We start from the raw sequence: 17,786 nt of genomic DNA, 5'->3' as shown, positions 1-17,786 counted from the left end.
AACCAGGACTAATCAGCGCAATTTTGATCTTAACCTACCCCAAAACAACCGCTCTTCATGATACAAATGGGGTCTCATTATTTGAACAATACGCAGCACGTCTATGACAAAGGACGAGTTATGCAGACTGAGCAACAGCGGGCCGTAACACGGCTTTGTATCCAGTGTGGATTATTTCTTTTGCAACATGGAGCGGAAAGCGCGTTAGTTGATGAGCTTTCCTCGCGACTGGGTCGGGCGTTGGGAATGGACTGCGTCGAAAGTTCTATCTCTTCGAACGCCATTGTGCTTACTACCATTAAAGATGGGCAATGCCTGACATCTACGCGCAAAAATCACGATCGCGGCATTAATATGCATGTAGTGACGGAAGTTCAGCATATTGTGATTCTGGCGGAGCATCACCTGCTGGATTACAAAGGCGTGGAGAAACGTTTTAGCCAGATTCAACCCTTACGTTACCCGAGATGGCTGGTCGCCTTGATGGTTGGTCTGTCATGCGCCTGTTTCTGCAAGCTCAATAAAGGTGGCTGGGATGGTGCCGTCATCACCTTCTTTGCCAGCACGGTCGCAATGTATATCCGTCAGCTACTGGCGCAACGTCATCTCCACCCTCAGATAAACTTTTGCATCACCGCATTTGCCGCCACCACGATTTCTGGTTTGCTTTTACAACTCCCTGCCTTCAGCAATACGCCAACAATCGCGATGGCTGCCAGCGTTCTGCTGCTGGTGCCGGGCTTTCCGTTGATTAATGCCGTCGCTGATATGTTTAAAGGGCACATCAATACCGGGCTGGCACGCTGGGCGATTGCCAGCCTATTGACGTTGGCTACCTGCGTTGGCGTGGTGATGGCACTCACGATTTGGGGACTACGCGGATGGGTGTGATCGAATTTCTCTTAGCACTAGTGCAGGATATGATCCTCGCGGCAATTCCTGCAGTCGGCTTTGCGATGGTATTCAATGTGCCGGTTCGGGCGTTACGCTGGTGTGCACTGCTTGGCGCGATTGGTCATGGCTCTCGAATGATCTTAATGAATACCGGGCTGAATATTGAATGGTCAACCTTTATGGCATCCATGCTGGTCGGCACTATTGGTATTCAATGGTCACGCTGGTATCTGGCGCATCCGAAAGTCTTTACCGTGGCAGCCGTTATCCCTATGTTTCCCGGTATCTCTGCTTATACAGCAATGATTTCAGCCGTAAAAATCAGCCAGTTAGGTTACAGCGAGCCGTTGATGATTACCCTGTTAACCAACTTTCTTACGGCATCATCAATTGTTGGCGCGTTATCCATCGGCCTTTCCATTCCTGGATTATGGTTGTACCGCAAGCGCCCTCGCGTATAAAATTGCCTCGCTTAAAGCACACGGATGAGAGACAGCCTCCTTTCATCCGTGTGTTACTATAAAAGTAATCTCCCTTCTCGTTCATCGTTCCATATTGAGAAACAGTATGTCTTCCAGAGTTTTGACCCCGGACGTCGTTGGTATTGACGCCCTGGTACACGATCACCAGACCGTTCTGGCAAAAGCTGAAGGCGGTATGGTTGCCGTATTTGCTAACAACGCTCCGGCGTTTTATGCCGTCACGCCCTCACGTCTTGCTGAACTGCTGGCGCTGGAAGAAAAGCTGACACGTCCAGGAAGCGATGTCGCTCTGGACGATCAACTCTATCAGGAACCGCAAACTCCCCCCGTTGCCGTACCGATGGGAAAATTCGCCATGTACCCGGACTGGCGGCCAGATGCTGATTTTACTCGCCTGGCCGCATTATGGGGCGTGGCGCTAAGAGAACCCGCCACCGCCGAAGAACTGGCCTCATTCATTGCCTACTGGCAGGCGGAAGGCAAAGTCTTTCATCATGTGCAATGGCAACAAAAACTGGCGCGCAGTCTGCAAATTGGTCGTGCCAGCAATGGCGGACTGCCGAAACGAGATGTGAACACAGTCAGCGAACCTGACAGCCAAATTCCACCGGGATTCAGAGGGTAACGATGAAAAACGTTGGCGACCTGATGCAACGTCTGCAAAAAATGATGCCTGCCCATATCAAACCCGCCTTCAAAACGGGTGAAGAGCTTCTGGCGTGGCAGAAAGAACAAGGAGCGCTCCGCGCCGCCGCTCTGGAGCGCGAGAACCGGGCAATGAAAATGCAGCGCACCTTTAACCGCTCCGGCATTCGTCCGCTGCATCAGAACTGCTCCTTTGAGAACTATCGTGTTGAATGCGAAGGGCAGATGAATGCGTTGAGCAAAGCGCGCCAGTATGTCGACGAGTTCGACGGCAACATCGCCAGCTTTATCTTTTCTGGCAAGCCTGGAACCGGTAAAAACCACCTGGCGGCAGCGATCTGCAACGAACTACTGCTACGCGGCAAATCGGTATTGATTATTACTGTTGCCGATATTATGTCAGCGATGAAAGATACTTTCAGAAATAGCGGCACCAGCGAAGAGCAACTGCTCAACGATCTGAGCAACGTTGATCTGCTGGTGATCGACGAGATCGGTGTACAGACCGAATCGAAATACGAAAAAGTGATCATCAACCAGATCGTCGATCGTCGTTCTTCTTCCAAACGCCCGACCGGGATGCTGACCAACAGCAATATGGAGGAGATGACGAAATTGCTGGGCGAACGCGTTATGGATCGTATGCGCCTGGGCAACAGCCTGTGGGTGATCTTCAACTGGGACAGTTATCGTAGTCGGGTAACGGGTAAAGAGTATTAATCCCCATTTCCGGCGTTATACTGCGACAAAATTCCATTATGAGTAATGATGATGAAAACTGTTAAACACCTTCTGTGCTGTGCAATTGTCACCACCGCATTCATTTCCGCCGGGACACATGCCGCTTCCTGGAAAGATGCGCTTTCCAGCGCCGCCAGCGAGTTAAGCAACCAGAGCAGCACCACACAGGAAGGTGGTTGGTCGCTCTCTTCATTAACGAGTCTGCTTAGCAGTGGCAACCAGGCGTTAAGCGCAGACAATATGAACAATGCCGCAGGTATTCTGCAATATTGCGCGAAACAAAAGCTGGCTTCAGTGACCGACGCGGAAAACATCAAAAATCAGGTACTGGAGAAGCTGGGCCTGAACAGCGAAGAACAGAAAGAAGACACCAACTATCTGGATGGCATTCAGGGTTTGCTGAAAACCAAAGATGGTCAGCAGCTTAATCTGGATAACATCGGCACCACTCCGCTGGCGGAGAAAGTGAAAACCAAAGCCTGCGATCTGGTATTAAAGCAAGGCCTGAACTTTATCTCCTGATCTGTTCTGTATAATGCCGCGTTTTAACTGTTAATCGGCTGGCGCGGCTCTCCCCTTCTCTTTTTCCCGCTTCTCACGCTTTCATCCCCCGCTATGCGGGACGCGACCTTGAATAAAAAAGCCTGTTTATAAACTAATTCCTAACAACATCGCATTTTTTTGACACTAGAATTGCAGCAATATGGCAGCGCCATTACATTGTGTTTCTCAAAAAATCTTAAACATCGGCTACACGGCCTGGTTTAGTGAGGATCGCCCGTTGTCAGAACTACTCTCTTTCGCCCTGTTTCTCGCCTCTGTGCTGATCTACGCATGGAAAGCGGGACGTAACACCTGGTGGTTTGCAGCCACGTTAACGGTGCTGGGGCTATTTGTCGTTTTAAATATTACCCTGTTTGCCAGCGACTATTTTACTGGCGATGGTATTAACGACGCGGTGCTCTATACCTTAACCAACAGCCTGACCGGTGCAGGCGTCAGCAAATATATCCTGCCAGGCATCGGCATTGTGCTGGCACTGACGGCGGTGTTCGGCGCGCTGGGATGGATCCTTCGCCGCCGCCGACATCATCCTCACCATTTTGGCTACAGCCTTTTGGCACTCTTGCTGGCGCTGGGTTCAGTGGATGCCAGCCCGGCATTTCGTCAGATAACGGAACTGGTGAAATCCCAATCGCGCGACGGCGATCCGGACTTTGCGGCTTATTATAAAGAGCCGTCAAAAACCATCCCCTCCCCCAAACTCAACCTGGTTTATATCTACGGAGAAAGCCTCGAACGAACTTATTTTGACAACGACGCTTTCCCGGATCTCACGCCAGAACTGGGGGCGCTAAAAAATGAAGGGCTGGATTTCAGCCATACGCAGCAACTGCCGGGAACCGATTACACAATTGCTGGCATGGTAGCCTCCCAGTGTGGCATTCCGCTGTTTGCCCCGTTTGAAGGCAACGCCTCTGCATCCGTTTCCAGCTTCTTCCCACAGAACATCTGTCTGGGCGATATCCTGAAAAATTCCGGTTATCAGAACTATTTCGTGCAGGGAGCCAACCTGCGTTTTGCGGGTAAAGATGTGTTCCTGAAATCACACGGCTTCGACCATTTGTACGGTTCGGAAGAACTGAAAAGCGTGGTGGCAGACCCGCATTATCGCAACGACTGGGGATTCTACGACGATACGGTGCTGGACGAAGCATGGAAAAAATTTGAAGAACTGTCTCGCTCCGGCCAACGGTTTTCGCTGTTTACTCTGACGGTCGATACCCATCACCCGGATGGTTTTATCTCACGTACCTGTAACCGCAAAAAATATGATTTTGACGGAAAACCGAACCAGTCATTCAGCGCGGTAAGTTGCAGCCAGGAGAACATCGCGGCGTTTATCAACAAAATCAAAGCCTCTCCGTGGTTTAAAGATACCGTTATAGTGGTCTCTTCCGACCATCTGGCGATGAACAACACCGCGTGGAAATACCTGAACAAACAGGATCGCAACAACCTGTTTTTTGTCATCCGTGGCGACAAACCGCAGCAAGAGACGCTGGCAGTGAAGCGTAACACGATGGATAACGGCGCTACCGTGCTGGATATTCTCGGAGGCGATAACTTCCTCGGTCTCGGACGCAGCAGCCTGTCTGGTCAGTCAATATCAGAAGTGTTCCTCAACATTAAAGAGAAAGTGCTGGCGTGGAAGCCGGATATCATCCGCTTGTGGAAATTCCCTACCGAGATGAAAACGTTCACCATTGATCAGAACAAAAACATGATCGCATTCTCAGGAAGCCACTTCCGCCTGCCACTGCTGTTACGCGTGTCAGATAAACGCGTGGAGCCTCTGCCAGAAAGTGAATACTCCGCACCTCTGCGTTTCCAGTTAGCTGATTTCGCCCCACGAGACAATTTCGTCTGGGTTGACCGCTGTTACAAGATGGCGCAACTGTGGGCACCGGAACTGGCGCTCTCTACCGACTGGTGCGTCTCACAAGGTCAACTTGGCGGACAACAAATTGTGCAGCATGTTGATAAGCCTGAATGGAAAGGCAAAACAGCGTTTAAAGACACGGTCATCGACATGAAACGCTACAAAGAGAATGTTGATACGCTGAAAATTGTCGATAACGATATTCGCTACAAAGCAGACAGTTTCATCTTTAACGTCGCTGGTGCGCCGGAAGAGGTGAAACAGTTCAGTGGAATTTCCCGCCCGGAATCCTGGGGACGCTGGTCAAACGCGCAGTTAGGCGATGAAGTGAAAATCGAGTACAAACATCCGCTGCCGAAGAAATTTGACCTGGTGATCACCGCCAAAGCCTATGGTAATAACGCCGGCCGCCCCATTCCGGTACGCGTAGGCAATGAAGAACAAACCATCGTGCTGGGTAATGAAGTGACCACCAATACGCTGCATTTCGATAACCCAACCGATGCCGATACGCTGGTGATTGTTCCACCGGAACCTGTCGTAACCAACGAAGGGAACATTCTCGGCCACTCGCCGCGTAAGCTCGGCATTGGTATGGTGGAAATCAAAGTGGTTGAGCGTGAAGGGTAATAATATTGCCTGGTTGTAGTTCGGATAAGACGCGCAAGCGTCGCATCAGGCATCGGCACACAACTGCCGGATGCGCCGTGAACGCCTTATCCGTCCTGCGGTATATTATTGAAACGTAAAAAAAACAGCGCCCAACACGTCCCCGAGCGCTGCATGGCAACTTTACCAATATCCGATTATCAGAAAGTAATAACGCCCTTAATCAACTCAGGATTGTTAATTACATCGCGCTCATAGATTTCCGCCAGCGTGGCGAACGGATAGCGATGGGTTAACATCATGTCAGCCGTGATTTTCCCTTCCGCCATCAATCTCCCGACTTTCGCGAAATCTTCCGGCGTGGCGTTGCGGCTACCCATCATTGTGGTTTCTTTTTTATGGAACTCCGGGTCAGAGAATTGCAACTCGCCTTTAAACAGGCCGACAAATACCACCGTGCCGCCGTGGCGAATCAGATTAACTGTGTTATTCATCGCATGTTGATTACCCGTCGCGTCGATCACTTTCTGCGCCAAAGAACCACCAAATTGCGCCCGCAACTGGTCATCAAAATCCTCTGCTGAAGGATCCAGCACCGGTAGTTCCAGACGCGTTGCTACATGCTCACGGCGAGTCGGACTGGTATCTGCCACTACCACCTGTGCACCATCAGCTTTAGCGATTGCCGCCGCGCCCAGACCGATTGGCCCCGCACCGACCACCAGCACCTGCTCGCCGGGCGCAACTGCCGCACGACGTACCGCATGAGCGCTAATGGCGAAAGGTTCAATCAACGCAGCCGCCTGCGGGTCAATGCCGTCTGCGGGTAGCAAATTAGCCGCAGGCACTGCCAGATACTCACTAAAACCACCATCCTGATGCACACCAATGACTGAAATTCTTTCACAGCAGTTGGTGCGACCACTTTTACACGCAGGACACTGCTGACAAGAGATATACGGAATTACTGCAACTTGCTGCCCAATATTAAAATTGTGAATATTTTTCCCTGCATCAATAATCTCCCCACATATTTCATGACCTAAAACACGTGGGTAGCTAAAAAATGGCTGATTACCCGCCCAAGCATGAATATCTGTACCACAAATTCCGACAGCTTTAATTTTAATTAATGCTTCATCGTCGCCTGCCACCGGCCTTTCCCGGATTTTCCAGACTAAACTCTTTATTTTCTGACAAATTAAGACTTTCATTGTAGACATGATTCACTGCTCCTTTTATTTTATTACTCCCAGATATCGTCGAATTTATAAGAGCGACTGAATTTGCCCATGAAATATGCGGATGATCACGCATAAAAATGTTTTAAATCGGTTTTTAATGCCGTACTGGAGGGAACAATGAGTCGTTCACAGAATTTACGTCATAACGTCATAAACCAGGTGATTGAAGATATGGCGCGGGGAAATATTCCATCCCCACTCCCTTCACAAAGTGGACTGGCAGAAATGTATAACATTAGCCGCACCACGGTACGCCACATACTCCAGCATTTAAGCGCATGCGGCGTGCTCACCCAGGTGGGAAAGGATTATGTTGTCGCCCGCAAACCCGAACAGAACGATGGTTTCGATTGCATCACAGTCTCGCTGACAGAGCAAAACTACATTTTCGAGCAGGCATTTTTCACCATGATTAACCAGCGTCAGCTACGCGCCGGAGAGAGTTTTTCCGAGCTGCAACTGGCGCGGACGGCAGGCGTCAGCCCGGTCGTGGTTCGAGAATACCTTTTAAAATTTGGCCGCTATGGTCTGATTCAGAGCGAAAAACGCGGGCAGTGGAGCATGAAGCAGTTCGATCAGTCTTATGCCGAACAACTGTTTGAACTGCGGGAGATGCTGGAAACACACGCGTTACAGCACTTTCTGAATTTGCCAGATGATGATTCACGCTGGCTACAGGCAAAAACACTGCTCGAACGCCACCGGACACTGCGTGACAGCATTGGCAGTAATTTTCGTATGTTTTCGCAGTTAGACCGCGATTTTCATGCCATGCTGCTATCTGCGGCTGACAACATCTTTTTTAATCAAACACTTGAAATTATATCGGTGATTTTTCACTGTCATTATCAGTGGGATGAAAGCGATCTGAAACAACGTAATATTATTGCCATTGATGAGCATATGACGATTCTTAGCGCGCTAATTTGCCGCAGTGATTTAGATGCCGTACTCGCGCTGCGTAATCATCTCGATACCGCCAGGCAATCGATGATTCGCTCAGTCAAACAGCATCATCGTTAAATTAAGTACAGATTAAAAACTACTATTCCGAGTTTATATCACGGCATAAAAATCAAGCCAATAATAAACGATGCTGAGTTAACAACACTCAGCCATCATTTATTGATTAAACAACAATAAAATTATTGGCTGTCCATAATTAATGCTTCCAGTACATCTAATTCACTGACAATTTTAGCCAGTGTTTCATCACACACTTCTTGCCTTGCTCGCATTTGATAAATAGCTGCACGTTTGGCATTCAGCGCCGCCAGATTAAATGTTCTTTCCAGTTTTGTCCGTTGCATATGCAACGAATTATCGTTTGCCGACATATCATCATCATTACGCCGCATATAATCGATAATTCTGGCCCCGGTTTCCATAATTAATTCATTATCGAGGTTTTCCGTGCTGGCACCAAGCAAACGTTGCTGAGTTTTTTGCACGCTCAGGATAGCCATTTTAGACATAAACAAATCGGCGGCGATCTCTTCTTTCTGCCGGTTATCGCTAAACAGGCTAACATTTTTCCCCAATAACAGCGGCAGAATGATAATGCCGCACAGCAACGAAAAGAGGATCACCCCGGTAGCGAGAAACACCAGCAAATAGCGCCCAGGGAACGGTTCACCATCGGGCAGTAATAACGGTATAGAAAGCACCCCCGCAAGAGTTATAGCCCCACGAACGCCAGCAAAAGTCGCTAACAACAAGTGGCGTGTTTTGTATCCGGCAAACAGCATTGGATGATTACTTTTCCGCCTGCGGCTGTACAGACGCATCAACCATAGCCAACCAAAGCGCATAACCATCAATGCAAGGTAGATCCACACAATATCCAGCACCAGCGACCAGGTTTGCACTAAGGGATCGTGTTGTGCGCGGGTCAGTGATTCCGAAATGATGGCCGGAAGCTGCAAGCCCAGAATCAAAAATACCATGCCGTTGAAGACATATTCCAGCATTGACCAGGAGCTTTTCGCCTTAATTCTCAGTCGTATAGGCGCATGATGCACGACGCCAATACGGCTGGTCGTTAGCCCTGCGGCAACAGCGGCGAGGATGCCGGATAAACCAAAATGCTCCGCCACCAGATAAACAATAAACGGCAGCAGCAACATCAACACGATCTGGATTGAAGGCTCATCGTGAGCGTAACGGCTGATCAACAACAGTCCTTTACCATATAACCAGGTAACGGCGATCCCAACGGCAATACCGCCCACTGCCACGACAAAAAAGGCGATAGTCGCACCATACACGCTAAATTCCATCGTCCCCATAGTCACTGCGACAGCAAACTTCAACGCCACCAAACCGGAGGCATCATTCATTAATGCTTCGCCTTCAAGCACTTCCTGAATGCTTTTGTTGATTCGTCCTTTACCGACGATCCCCAACAATGCGACAGCATCCGTTGGCGACAACACCGCAGCCAATGCAAACGCCGCAATAAGCGGAACATTCGGTAACAGTAAATGAATAACGTAGCCGACGGCAAAAATAGTGATTAAGACCAGGATCAGCGCCAGACCTACGATTTCCCGACTGTGTTTGATCAACTCTTTAGGTTGTATTTTTGAACTTTCAGCAAACAACAACGGTGGAATAAACAATAACAGGAAAAGTTCAGGATTAAATTCCACATGTAAACCAAAAATGGGCTGAGCCAGTAATGCACCGGCAGCAATCTGGATTAAAGGAAGTGGAATCTGGATGGGAGACAGACGTGTCAGCACACTGGTTAATGAAACAACCAGAGTAAGAATTAAAATCGTTAAAAGTATTTCCATATAATTACTCCGCATCCTCATGCATAAATAATGGATATAACTAACCTAACTTCATAAGAATAACATCCAATCTATTACTTACAATTAATCGTTAATCGCAACATTTACTCACGAGAGTATATTAAGAAATGCAACTTATTATTTTTCTTTTGTTTATTCATAGTGTGAATGGTTATGATCTACCCTCCTCATGCATACGCAACAGAAAAACTTTTTTACTCAAACATTTCAACCAGATATGAATAACCTCTCATTTTTAATACCCGGCGATAACATAACTGACAAAAATGAATCAATTCAGCATTTAACAAATTTAAAGGATATCGCTATACACCGTCAACCGAAAATTTATTCTGTTTATATTATCAATTTAAATAATTATCAGTAGATTATAAAATAAAAACAATCACTCCTTATGTGAAATAGCCTGTCGCCGCCTTATAAAATCGCAACAAATACGCTAACTACACGCATACTAAAAAAATGCTTATCTATCTGAAAACAGACCATTACTCATCAGACATTGCATAACTTAAGGATATACAATAAAAATCATATTAAAAACCGATTAAAAGCAGCAAAGTCATACCAGGAGCACGAATTCACGAAACATTTGCAGCAGTCAGTCTATTCGCTGATTATTTTCGCACAGACGACAACTTTTTCATGATGTTTCTCTCCAGATAGTAATGTTGGAGTTATTTATTCTATAACATGGAGTACGTGGAAGATGAGTAAAATAATAGCAATGCTAATTACTGTCAGCACCCTTTTTCTGCCGACAATAATTCAGGCAAAACCGATTTCGATAAAAGTTGCCTATGAAAATAACCCCGGCGAACCACTGGATGTTGTCATGCGCCACTGGGCGGATCTGTTGAATAAAAAAAGTGGTGGTGAAATAACACTGGCGCTTTACCCCAGTTCCCAATTGGGATCAAAACAGGATGTGACTGAACAAGCCATGATGGGGATGAATGTTATTACCCTGAGTGATGTCGCATTCCTCGCTGATTATGAACCAGATTTGGGCATTCTGTTTGGCCCCTATTTAACCGACGATCCGCAAAAGCTGTTCAAAATATATGAAAGTGACTGGTTCAAGCAGAAAAATGAAAGCCTGAAGAAAAAAGGTATTCATGTGGTTATGAATAATTATCTTTATGGCACCCGGCAGATCATTTCTAAAAAACCTATCCGCACAGTTGAAGACCTCGCGGGATTAAAAATCCGTGTGCCTAATAATGTCATGCAGATAAAAGCTATTCAGGCGATGGGAGCAACCCCAACGCCAATGCCATTAGGTGAAGTTTATCCTGCGTTAACCCAGGGCGTTATTGACGGAGTGGAAAACCCGATTTCTGTTCTGCAAGGACAAAAACTCTATGAGCAGGCGAAATACCTGACGATGGTGAATTACCTTACCAACACCTCCGTCTGGATTGGTGGCGAAGCTTTCTTTAGCACCCTCTCCCCGGAACAACTGGAAATGATTCACCAGACTGGTTATGAAGCTGGGCTCTATAGCCAGAAGCTCACTCTTGAGCGCGATGCTGAAATGCTGAAAGCCATGCAAGCTGAAGGTGTAGAGGTTATCTATCCTGATACCGAACCATTCCGTAAGAAAGCCCGCGAAGTTTACTCACAGTTCCCGGAGTGGACACCTGGCCTCTATGAAACCATTCAACAACAACTGAAATAAGTATCGATGCTAATCGTCCTGCTTTTTTCACAAAAGCAGGACAAGCCCTTACAGGAGGTTTCATGCGTTTTTTCGGCAAACTGGCAGAGTTTAGCGCTGCCTTTGCGCTGTTTGTTCTGGTTGTGATGACAATTGGAGCAGTATTTATGCGCTATTTCATCGGCCAACCGATTCAGTGGACAGAAGAGATGTCCGGGATGCTGATGATTTGGGTGGTGATGCTAGGTGGTATCGTGGCAGAGCGCGACCGGGCACATCTGACCATCCCTTTTGTAATGGATATGCTGCCAGCCACCATCAGACGAGTGATTGCTGTTCTGGTCGCCCTTCTCTCCCTCTGCGTATTGCTTTATATGGCCTGGCTGGGCTACCGGCTGGCGGAAATGGCGCAGTTTAAAGTGACACAAATACTGAAAGTTTCCTGGTTCTGGATCGATCTGGCGGTCCCCGTCGGCGCGCTGGCAACTGCTCTCTATACCCTTTACTGGTTAATCACCGATATAAAGCAACCCCATAGCGGAGACGAAAAACAATGAGTTGGTTATTGATTATCCCGCTAATGATCGTCTGTTTATTTCTTAACATTCGGGTCTATCTGGCGATGTTTATTGGCATCATCGCTTACTTTTTATTCTTCTCCAGCGTGCCGATCGAAATTGCCGTCCAGAGGCTAATCGCCCCGACGCAAAGTCCTTCACTACTGGCTATTCCGTTTTTTATTTTGCTGGGTACGCTAATGAGCTACACCGGCATTGCAGAACGCATTTTACAAATTGCCAACGTCCTGGTGGGGAAAATGCGCGGTGGTCTGGGCGTAGCGAATATTCTCGTCAGCACCATGATGGGCGGTGTCAGTGCCTCTAACCTTGCAGATGCAGCAATGTTATCGCGCATGATGGTGCCGGAAATGGAACGCAAAGGTTACAACCGTGCCTTTGCCGCCGCCATTACCGCTGGCGGTTCGTTAGTCACGCCAATCATACCGCCGGGAATTGCCCTGATTATTTACGGTCTGGTTGCGGATGTCTCTATCGGCAAAATGTTTATCGCCGGACTGGTGCCTGGTTTGCTGTGTGCGGTCGTGCTGATGTTTACCGTCTACCTCGTCGCCCGCAGAACAAACGCCAAACCCTCGCGTGAAAGCTGGCCAACGGGCAAAGAAGTGGTGTTCTCTCTCGGTCAGGCGTGGCCAGCGCTGTTTCTGATTTTTGCCGTAGTCGGCGGCATTCGGGCGAATATCTTCACCCCGACGGAAGCTGGTGCCGCAGCGGTATTAATCGTTCTGGCGATTGGCTTTTTCATCTACCGTGAAATGAAAGTTTCCCACGTAGTTAAAGCTCTCGGTGAAACCGCACGCGCCACGGCGTCGGTGATGCTGGTGATTATGGCCAGCGCCGCCCTGGGTTGGATTTTCTCAATGGAACATGCTGGCGTCGCGGTGGCGAATTTCGTCACCTCGCTGACTGAAAACAAATATATGTTCCTTTTGATTATCAACGTATTGCTTTTGACGTTGGGGATGTTTCTGGAAGGAAACGCCATTCTGTTGATCCTGGTGCCGCTACTGAAACCGGTGGTCGAACACTTTGGTATCGATCCGGTACATTTCGGTATCATCATGATCTTCAACCTGTCGATTGGCGCGTTCACGCCGCCGGTGGGCACCGTGATGCTGCTGGTGTGTAATATCACGCAAGTTTCTGTAGGTAATTTCTTTAAGCAATCTCTGCCACTGCTGGTAGCCCTGCTGCTGATGCTGTTGCTGGTCACATATATCCCGGCAATTTCGCTGTTCCTGGTATAACGATAAAAACGCCGGATGAAGCACTCATCCGGCGTCATTGTGTTAAAACGTCTCCCAGTTATCCCCGCTATCGGCAACGGCAATTTTGCGCGGCGCAACCGGTGCCACACTGTTTACTGCCAACGCTTCGCGCTGACGTTGTTGCTCTTGCTGAATACGAAATACAGCCACAGCTTCAGTCAGGCGGCTGGCCTGCTCTTCCAGCGCGGCGGCAGCGGCGGCAGACTCTTCCACCAGCGCAGCGTTCTGTTGCGTTACCCGATCCATCTCGACAACCGCTAAACCAACCTGATCGATACCACGACTCTGCTCATCAGAAGCAGAGGCAATTTCACCCATAATATCGGTCACGCGGGTCACGGCGCTGACAATCTCCGCCATCGTTTCCCCGGCACTTTCGACCAGCGTAGAGCCAACATCCACTTTGCCAACCGAGTCTTCAATCAGAGTCTTAATTTCACGCGCCGCCTGAGCGCTACGCTGAGCCAGATTACGCACTTCTCCCGCAACTACCGCAAAACCGCGACCTTGTTCACCCGCGCGTGCCGCTTCGACCGCCGCATTCAAGGCCAGAATATTAGTCTGGAAAGCAATGCCGTCGATAACACTGATAATGTCGGCAATTTTCTGCGAACTGGTAGAAATATCACGCATGGTCTGTACCACGCTATCCACCACATTTCCGCCGCGTTGTGCTGTTTCAGAAGCACTTAATGCCAGATGGCTGGCCTGCCGCGCGTTCTCGGCATTTTGTTTCACTGTCGCGGTCAGTTGCTCCATGCTGGCTGCCGTCTCTTCCAGCGAAGCAGCCTGTTGCTCGGTGCGCGAAGAGAGGTCATTGTTGCCGGTGGCGATTTCGCTGGCCCCGCTATAGATGGCATTCGCGCCGTTACGCACATCGCCTACGGTACGTACCAGCTCACTTTGCATATGACGCAAACTCTCTGCCAGTTGACCCACTTCATTGGAACCGTCCACCTCAATCGATTTCACCAGATCACCGCCAGCAATATGGCGAATGCTGTCGATCAGGCGATTCATCGGTGCCACCAGCGACGTTTTAATACCAAACCAGACGGCGAAAATCACCGCCAGTACGACGATCAGCACGCACGCCAGCACCCACATTGCCTGGTTATAGGAAGCATTATTATCGGTGACGGCGATGTCATAGAGACGATCGTTTTGCTGCATATACGCCATATACTGCTTTTCGAACCCGTCCTGATATCCCTGTGTAGGTTGGTCAAAAAACGCATTGATTTTGCCCGCACTTAACAACTGGATCAGCTCCGCCAGTGCATTGTGATAGATATCGTAATTGCGTTTGATCTCAGTAGCAGCCGCTGTGCTCTGACGCGAGTTACGCGGTAGTGCCTCGTAATCTGCCCAGTTTTTTTCCGCTTGTTTCAGTGAAAGAGTGGCACTCTGCATCAGCTCGGCAACAGTTGAACCACTGCCAATATTGTTCTGATCCATCATGTAGCGGATACCCGCGCGGTTGAGGGTGTTACGCGTCTGCAACAACTCAACCCAACTGCTATTCAGCGTAGATTGCTGCTGGCGAATGGTTTGTAAAATGGAGAAGTATTCTTTGTCCTTCTTTAAGGTATTAAAGAACAGACCGCCTGATGTTAGTTGTAAAAGGCCGAAAATGGCCAAAACCAGTAGTACACTGGTCACGATCCTGATACGTTTTAGCATGGTTTCTCTTTTCCTGTTGACCGATAGCAGGATTTTCGGCCTGGAATGAGAAAACTTTATAGGTAGCGGCTTTAAACTGGCTAAATTCACCTCACTTTTTTTTCTTATTTTTTCACACTAATTGTATCTATTTTGAACATGAGAATATTTGCCAATAGTTTAATATTATTGGCCAAAACAATATTACCGGTTGGGAAGTGTGGTTTTATATTGTTATTTAATATATATAGAATAAATATAATTTTTATATGAGTAACACAACCGGGAGATAAAATTCGCCCTGGGTGTGATCATCATCACATAAATAACCTTCGTAAACCTCGCCCAATACCGCTCAACTGCAAAACTGACCGCTTACATCCCTAATATAACCGCTCAGTTATTTACCTTACTTTACGCGCGCGTAACTCTGGCAACATCACTGCAGGATAGCGGTCAATTTACCTCCTCAAACGCAACGCAAACCTAGAACGGCTTCGGCCAACTATTAATCAATACATGCCAGGTTTTACTATGGATACTAAAAAGATATTCAAGCACATACCCTGGGTGATTCTCGGAATCATCGGTGCATTCTGCCTCGCGGTAGTTGCATTACGTCGGGGGGAGCACGTCAGTGCCCTGTGGATCGTGGTCGCCTCTGTGTCGGTGTATCTGGTGGCGTATCGCTACTACAGTCTGTACATCGCCCAGAAGGTGATGAAACTCGACCCCACGCGCGCGACGCCTGCGGTTATTAACAACGACGGTCTGAACTATGTTCCGACCAACCGTTACGTGTTGTTTGGTCACCACTTCGCCGCTATCGCCGGTGCTGGTCCGCTGGTGGGGCCGGTTCTCGCCGCGCAAATGGGCTACCTGCCGGGCACGCTGTGGCTGCTGGCAGGCGTGGTGCTGGCCGGTGCGGTTCAGGACTTTATGGTGCTGTTTATCTCTTCTCGCCGTAACGGCGCATCTCTCGGTGAGATGATCAAAGAAGAGATGGGGCCAGTACCTGGGACTATCGCGCTGTTTGGCTGTTTCTTAATCATGATCATCATCCTGGCGGTACTGGCGCTGATCGTGGTTAAAGCCCTGGCCGAAAGTCCGTGGGGTGTCTTCACCGTTTGCTCAACCGTACCGATTGCGCTGTTTATGGGTATCTACATGCGCTTTATTCGTCCGGGGCGTGTAGGTGAAGTCTCTGTCATTGGTATTGTGCTGCTGGTTGCCTCTATCTACTTCGGCGGCGTGATTGCTCACGACCCTTACTGGGGTCCGGCACTGACCTTTAAAGACACCACCATTACCTTCGCGCTGATTGGCTATGCGTTTGTTTCCGCGCTGCTGCCGGTGTGGTTGATCCTCGCACCGCGCGACTATCTGGCAACCTTCCTGAAAATCGGCGTTATCGTCGGCCTGGCGCTGGGTATCGTGGTGCTGAACCCGGAACTGAAAATGCCTGCGATGACTCAGTACATTGATGGTACTGGCCCGCTGTGGAAAGGCGCTCTGTTCCCGTTCCTGTTCATCACCATCGCCTGTGGTGCGGTATCTGGCTTCCACGCGCTGATCTCTTCCGGTACGACGCCGAAACTGCTGGCTAACGAAACCGACGCGCGTTTCATTGGCTACGGCGCAATGCTGATGGAGTCCTTCGTGGCGATTATGGCGCTGGTTGCTGCGTCCATCATCGAACCGGGTCTTTACTTCGCGATGAACACCCCGCCAGCGGGTCTCGGCATCACCATGCCTAACCTGCATGAAATGGGTGGTGAGAACGCGCCTGTCATCATGGCACAACTGAAAGATGTTACCGCACACGCGGCGGCAACTGTCAGTTCCTGGGGCTTCGTGATTTCGCCGGAACAGATCCTGCAAACTGCGAAAGACATTGGTGAACCCTCTGTCCTGAACCGTGCGGGTGGCGCGCCGACGCTGGCGGTAGGTATCGCTCACGTGTTCCACAAAGTGCTGCCGATGGCTGACATGGGCTTCTGGTATCACTTCGGTATTCTGTTCGAAGCACTGTTCATCCTGACCGCGCTGGATGCCGGTACGCGTTCTGGCCGCTTTATGCTGCAAGACCTGCTGGGCAACTTCATCCCGTTCCTGAAAAAAACCGACTCTCTGGTTGCCGGTATCATCGGTACTGCGGGCTGTGTGGGTCTGTGGGGCTACCTGCTGTATCAGGGTGTGGTCGATCCGCTGGGCGGCGTTAAGAGCCTGTGGCCGCTGTTCGGTATCTCTAACCAGATGCTGGCAGCCGTGGCGCTGGTACTGAGCACTGTGGTGCTGATTAAGATGAAGCGCACTAAATACATCTGGGTTACCGTTATCCCGGCAGTATGGCTGCTTATCTGCACTACCTGGGCGCTGGGTCTGAAGCTGTTCAGCAACAACCCGCAGATGGAAGGCTTCTTCTACATGGCAAACCAGTACAAAGAGAAGATTGCTAACGGTACTGACCTGACGGCACAGCAGATTGCCAACATGAACCACATCGTTGTGAACAACTACACCAACGCAGGCCTGAGTATTCTGTTCCTGATTGTGGTGTACAGCATCATCTTCTACGGTTTCAAAACCTGGCTTGCGGTGCGTAACAGCGACAAACGTACTGACAAAGAAACACCGTACGTTCCAATCCCGGAAGGCGGCGTGAAGATTTCTTCGCACCACTAACCGGTTGCCTTATCCGGCTTACAAAATGTCTATCGTAGGCCGGATAAGGCGTTTAC

The 17,786-nt window shown here is 49.1% G+C and carries 14 protein-coding genes; 11 read left to right on the top strand and 3 right to left on the bottom strand.

Translation table 11 applies throughout. The annotated features are described in order from the left end of the window. The first annotated feature begins 120 nt into the window (after nucleotides 1–120). The 6 genes from A31E_RS01480 (at nucleotide 121) to opgB (ending at nucleotide 5,835) form a co-directional block, all read left to right on the top strand. A complete protein-coding gene (locus tag A31E_RS01480) occupies nucleotides 121–891 on the top strand; it encodes a threonine/serine exporter family protein (protein WP_001468486.1) in 771 nt (256 codons plus the stop codon). Next, entirely contained in the window at nucleotides 882–1,355 is a 474-nt protein-coding gene (locus tag A31E_RS01485) for a threonine/serine exporter (RefSeq protein ID WP_000538195.1), read from the top strand. Before A31E_RS01480 ends, A31E_RS01485 begins: the two co-directional genes overlap by 10 nt. Before the next feature lie 106 nt (nucleotides 1,356–1,461). Next, on the top strand, nucleotides 1,462–2,001 hold the full coding sequence (gene dnaT / locus A31E_RS01490) for a primosomal protein DnaT (RefSeq protein WP_001468485.1): 540 nt from the start codon (nucleotides 1,462–1,464) through the stop codon (nucleotides 1,999–2,001). A 2-nt stretch (nucleotides 2,002–2,003) separates the two neighbouring features. Next, a complete protein-coding gene (gene dnaC, locus A31E_RS01495; RefSeq protein WP_001468484.1) occupies nucleotides 2,004–2,741 on the top strand; it encodes a replicative helicase loader DnaC in 738 nt (245 codons plus the stop codon). A 48-nt stretch (nucleotides 2,742–2,789) separates the two neighbouring features. Beyond that, nucleotides 2,790–3,284 carry a DUF2501 domain-containing protein YjjA gene (gene yjjA, locus A31E_RS01500; protein WP_001517700.1) on the top strand — a complete coding sequence of 165 codons (495 nt, stop codon included), beginning with the start codon at nucleotides 2,790–2,792 and terminating at the stop codon, nucleotides 3,282–3,284. A 259-nt stretch (nucleotides 3,285–3,543) separates the two neighbouring features. Then, nucleotides 3,544–5,835, top strand: coding sequence for a phosphatidylglycerol--membrane-oligosaccharide glycerophosphotransferase (opgB, locus tag A31E_RS01505; protein ID WP_024193626.1), 2,292 nt, complete (start codon nucleotides 3,544–3,546; stop codon nucleotides 5,833–5,835). 179 nt (nucleotides 5,836–6,014) lie between these two features. On the opposite strand, the gene A31E_RS01510 is transcribed toward opgB, so the two are convergent. Continuing rightward, the gene (locus A31E_RS01510) at nucleotides 6,015–7,037 is read right to left on the bottom strand and encodes a zinc-binding alcohol dehydrogenase family protein (RefSeq protein ID WP_000106014.1); all 1,023 of its coding nucleotides are present in this window, start codon (nucleotides 7,035–7,037) and stop codon (nucleotides 6,015–6,017) included. A 138-nt stretch (nucleotides 7,038–7,175) separates the two neighbouring features. Here A31E_RS01510 and A31E_RS01515 point away from each other — a divergent pair, with 138 nt between their 5' ends. Continuing rightward, nucleotides 7,176–8,081, top strand: coding sequence for a GntR family transcriptional regulator (locus A31E_RS01515; RefSeq protein WP_000091590.1), 906 nt, complete (start codon nucleotides 7,176–7,178; stop codon nucleotides 8,079–8,081). 122 nt (nucleotides 8,082–8,203) lie between these two features. On the opposite strand, the gene A31E_RS01520 is transcribed toward A31E_RS01515, so the two are convergent. Next, a complete protein-coding gene (locus tag A31E_RS01520; protein WP_001468481.1) occupies nucleotides 8,204–9,856 on the bottom strand; it encodes a Na+/H+ antiporter in 1,653 nt (550 codons plus the stop codon). A 730-nt stretch (nucleotides 9,857–10,586) separates the two neighbouring features. Here A31E_RS01520 and A31E_RS01525 point away from each other — a divergent pair. The 3 genes from A31E_RS01525 to A31E_RS01535 all read left to right on the top strand — a co-directional run bounded on the left by A31E_RS01525 (nucleotide 10,587) and on the right by A31E_RS01535 (nucleotide 13,362). Beyond that, nucleotides 10,587–11,558, top strand: coding sequence for a C4-dicarboxylate TRAP transporter substrate-binding protein (locus A31E_RS01525; protein ID WP_001468480.1), 972 nt, complete (start codon nucleotides 10,587–10,589; stop codon nucleotides 11,556–11,558). A gap of 62 nt (nucleotides 11,559–11,620) precedes the next feature. Then, complete coding sequence (locus tag A31E_RS01530; RefSeq protein ID WP_001210260.1) at nucleotides 11,621–12,094, top strand: TRAP transporter small permease; 474 nt, start codon at nucleotides 11,621–11,623, stop codon at nucleotides 12,092–12,094. Further along, nucleotides 12,091–13,362, top strand: coding sequence for a TRAP transporter large permease (locus A31E_RS01535; RefSeq protein ID WP_000118645.1), 1,272 nt, complete (start codon nucleotides 12,091–12,093; stop codon nucleotides 13,360–13,362). Before A31E_RS01530 ends, A31E_RS01535 begins: the two co-directional genes overlap by 4 nt. A 42-nt stretch (nucleotides 13,363–13,404) precedes the next feature. Here the strand turns inward: A31E_RS01535 and tsr are convergent, their stop codons facing one another. Beyond that, nucleotides 13,405–15,066, bottom strand: a complete 1,662-nt coding sequence (gene tsr, locus A31E_RS01540; RefSeq protein WP_016249552.1) for a methyl-accepting chemotaxis protein — start codon at nucleotides 15,064–15,066, stop codon at nucleotides 13,405–13,407. A 513-nt stretch (nucleotides 15,067–15,579) separates the two neighbouring features. On the opposite strand from tsr, the gene btsT reads away from it, so the two are divergent. Beyond that, the gene (btsT, locus tag A31E_RS01545) at nucleotides 15,580–17,730 is read left to right on the top strand and encodes a pyruvate/proton symporter BtsT (RefSeq protein ID WP_016249551.1); all 2,151 of its coding nucleotides are present in this window, start codon (nucleotides 15,580–15,582) and stop codon (nucleotides 17,728–17,730) included. Nucleotides 17,731–17,786: the final 56 nt, after the last annotated feature.

Source organism: Escherichia sp. KTE159 (genome assembly GCF_000408805.1).
Classification (GTDB): Bacteria; Pseudomonadota; Gammaproteobacteria; order Enterobacterales; family Enterobacteriaceae; genus Escherichia; species Escherichia marmotae.
This window is presented reverse-complemented; position numbering and strand designations above follow the sequence as displayed.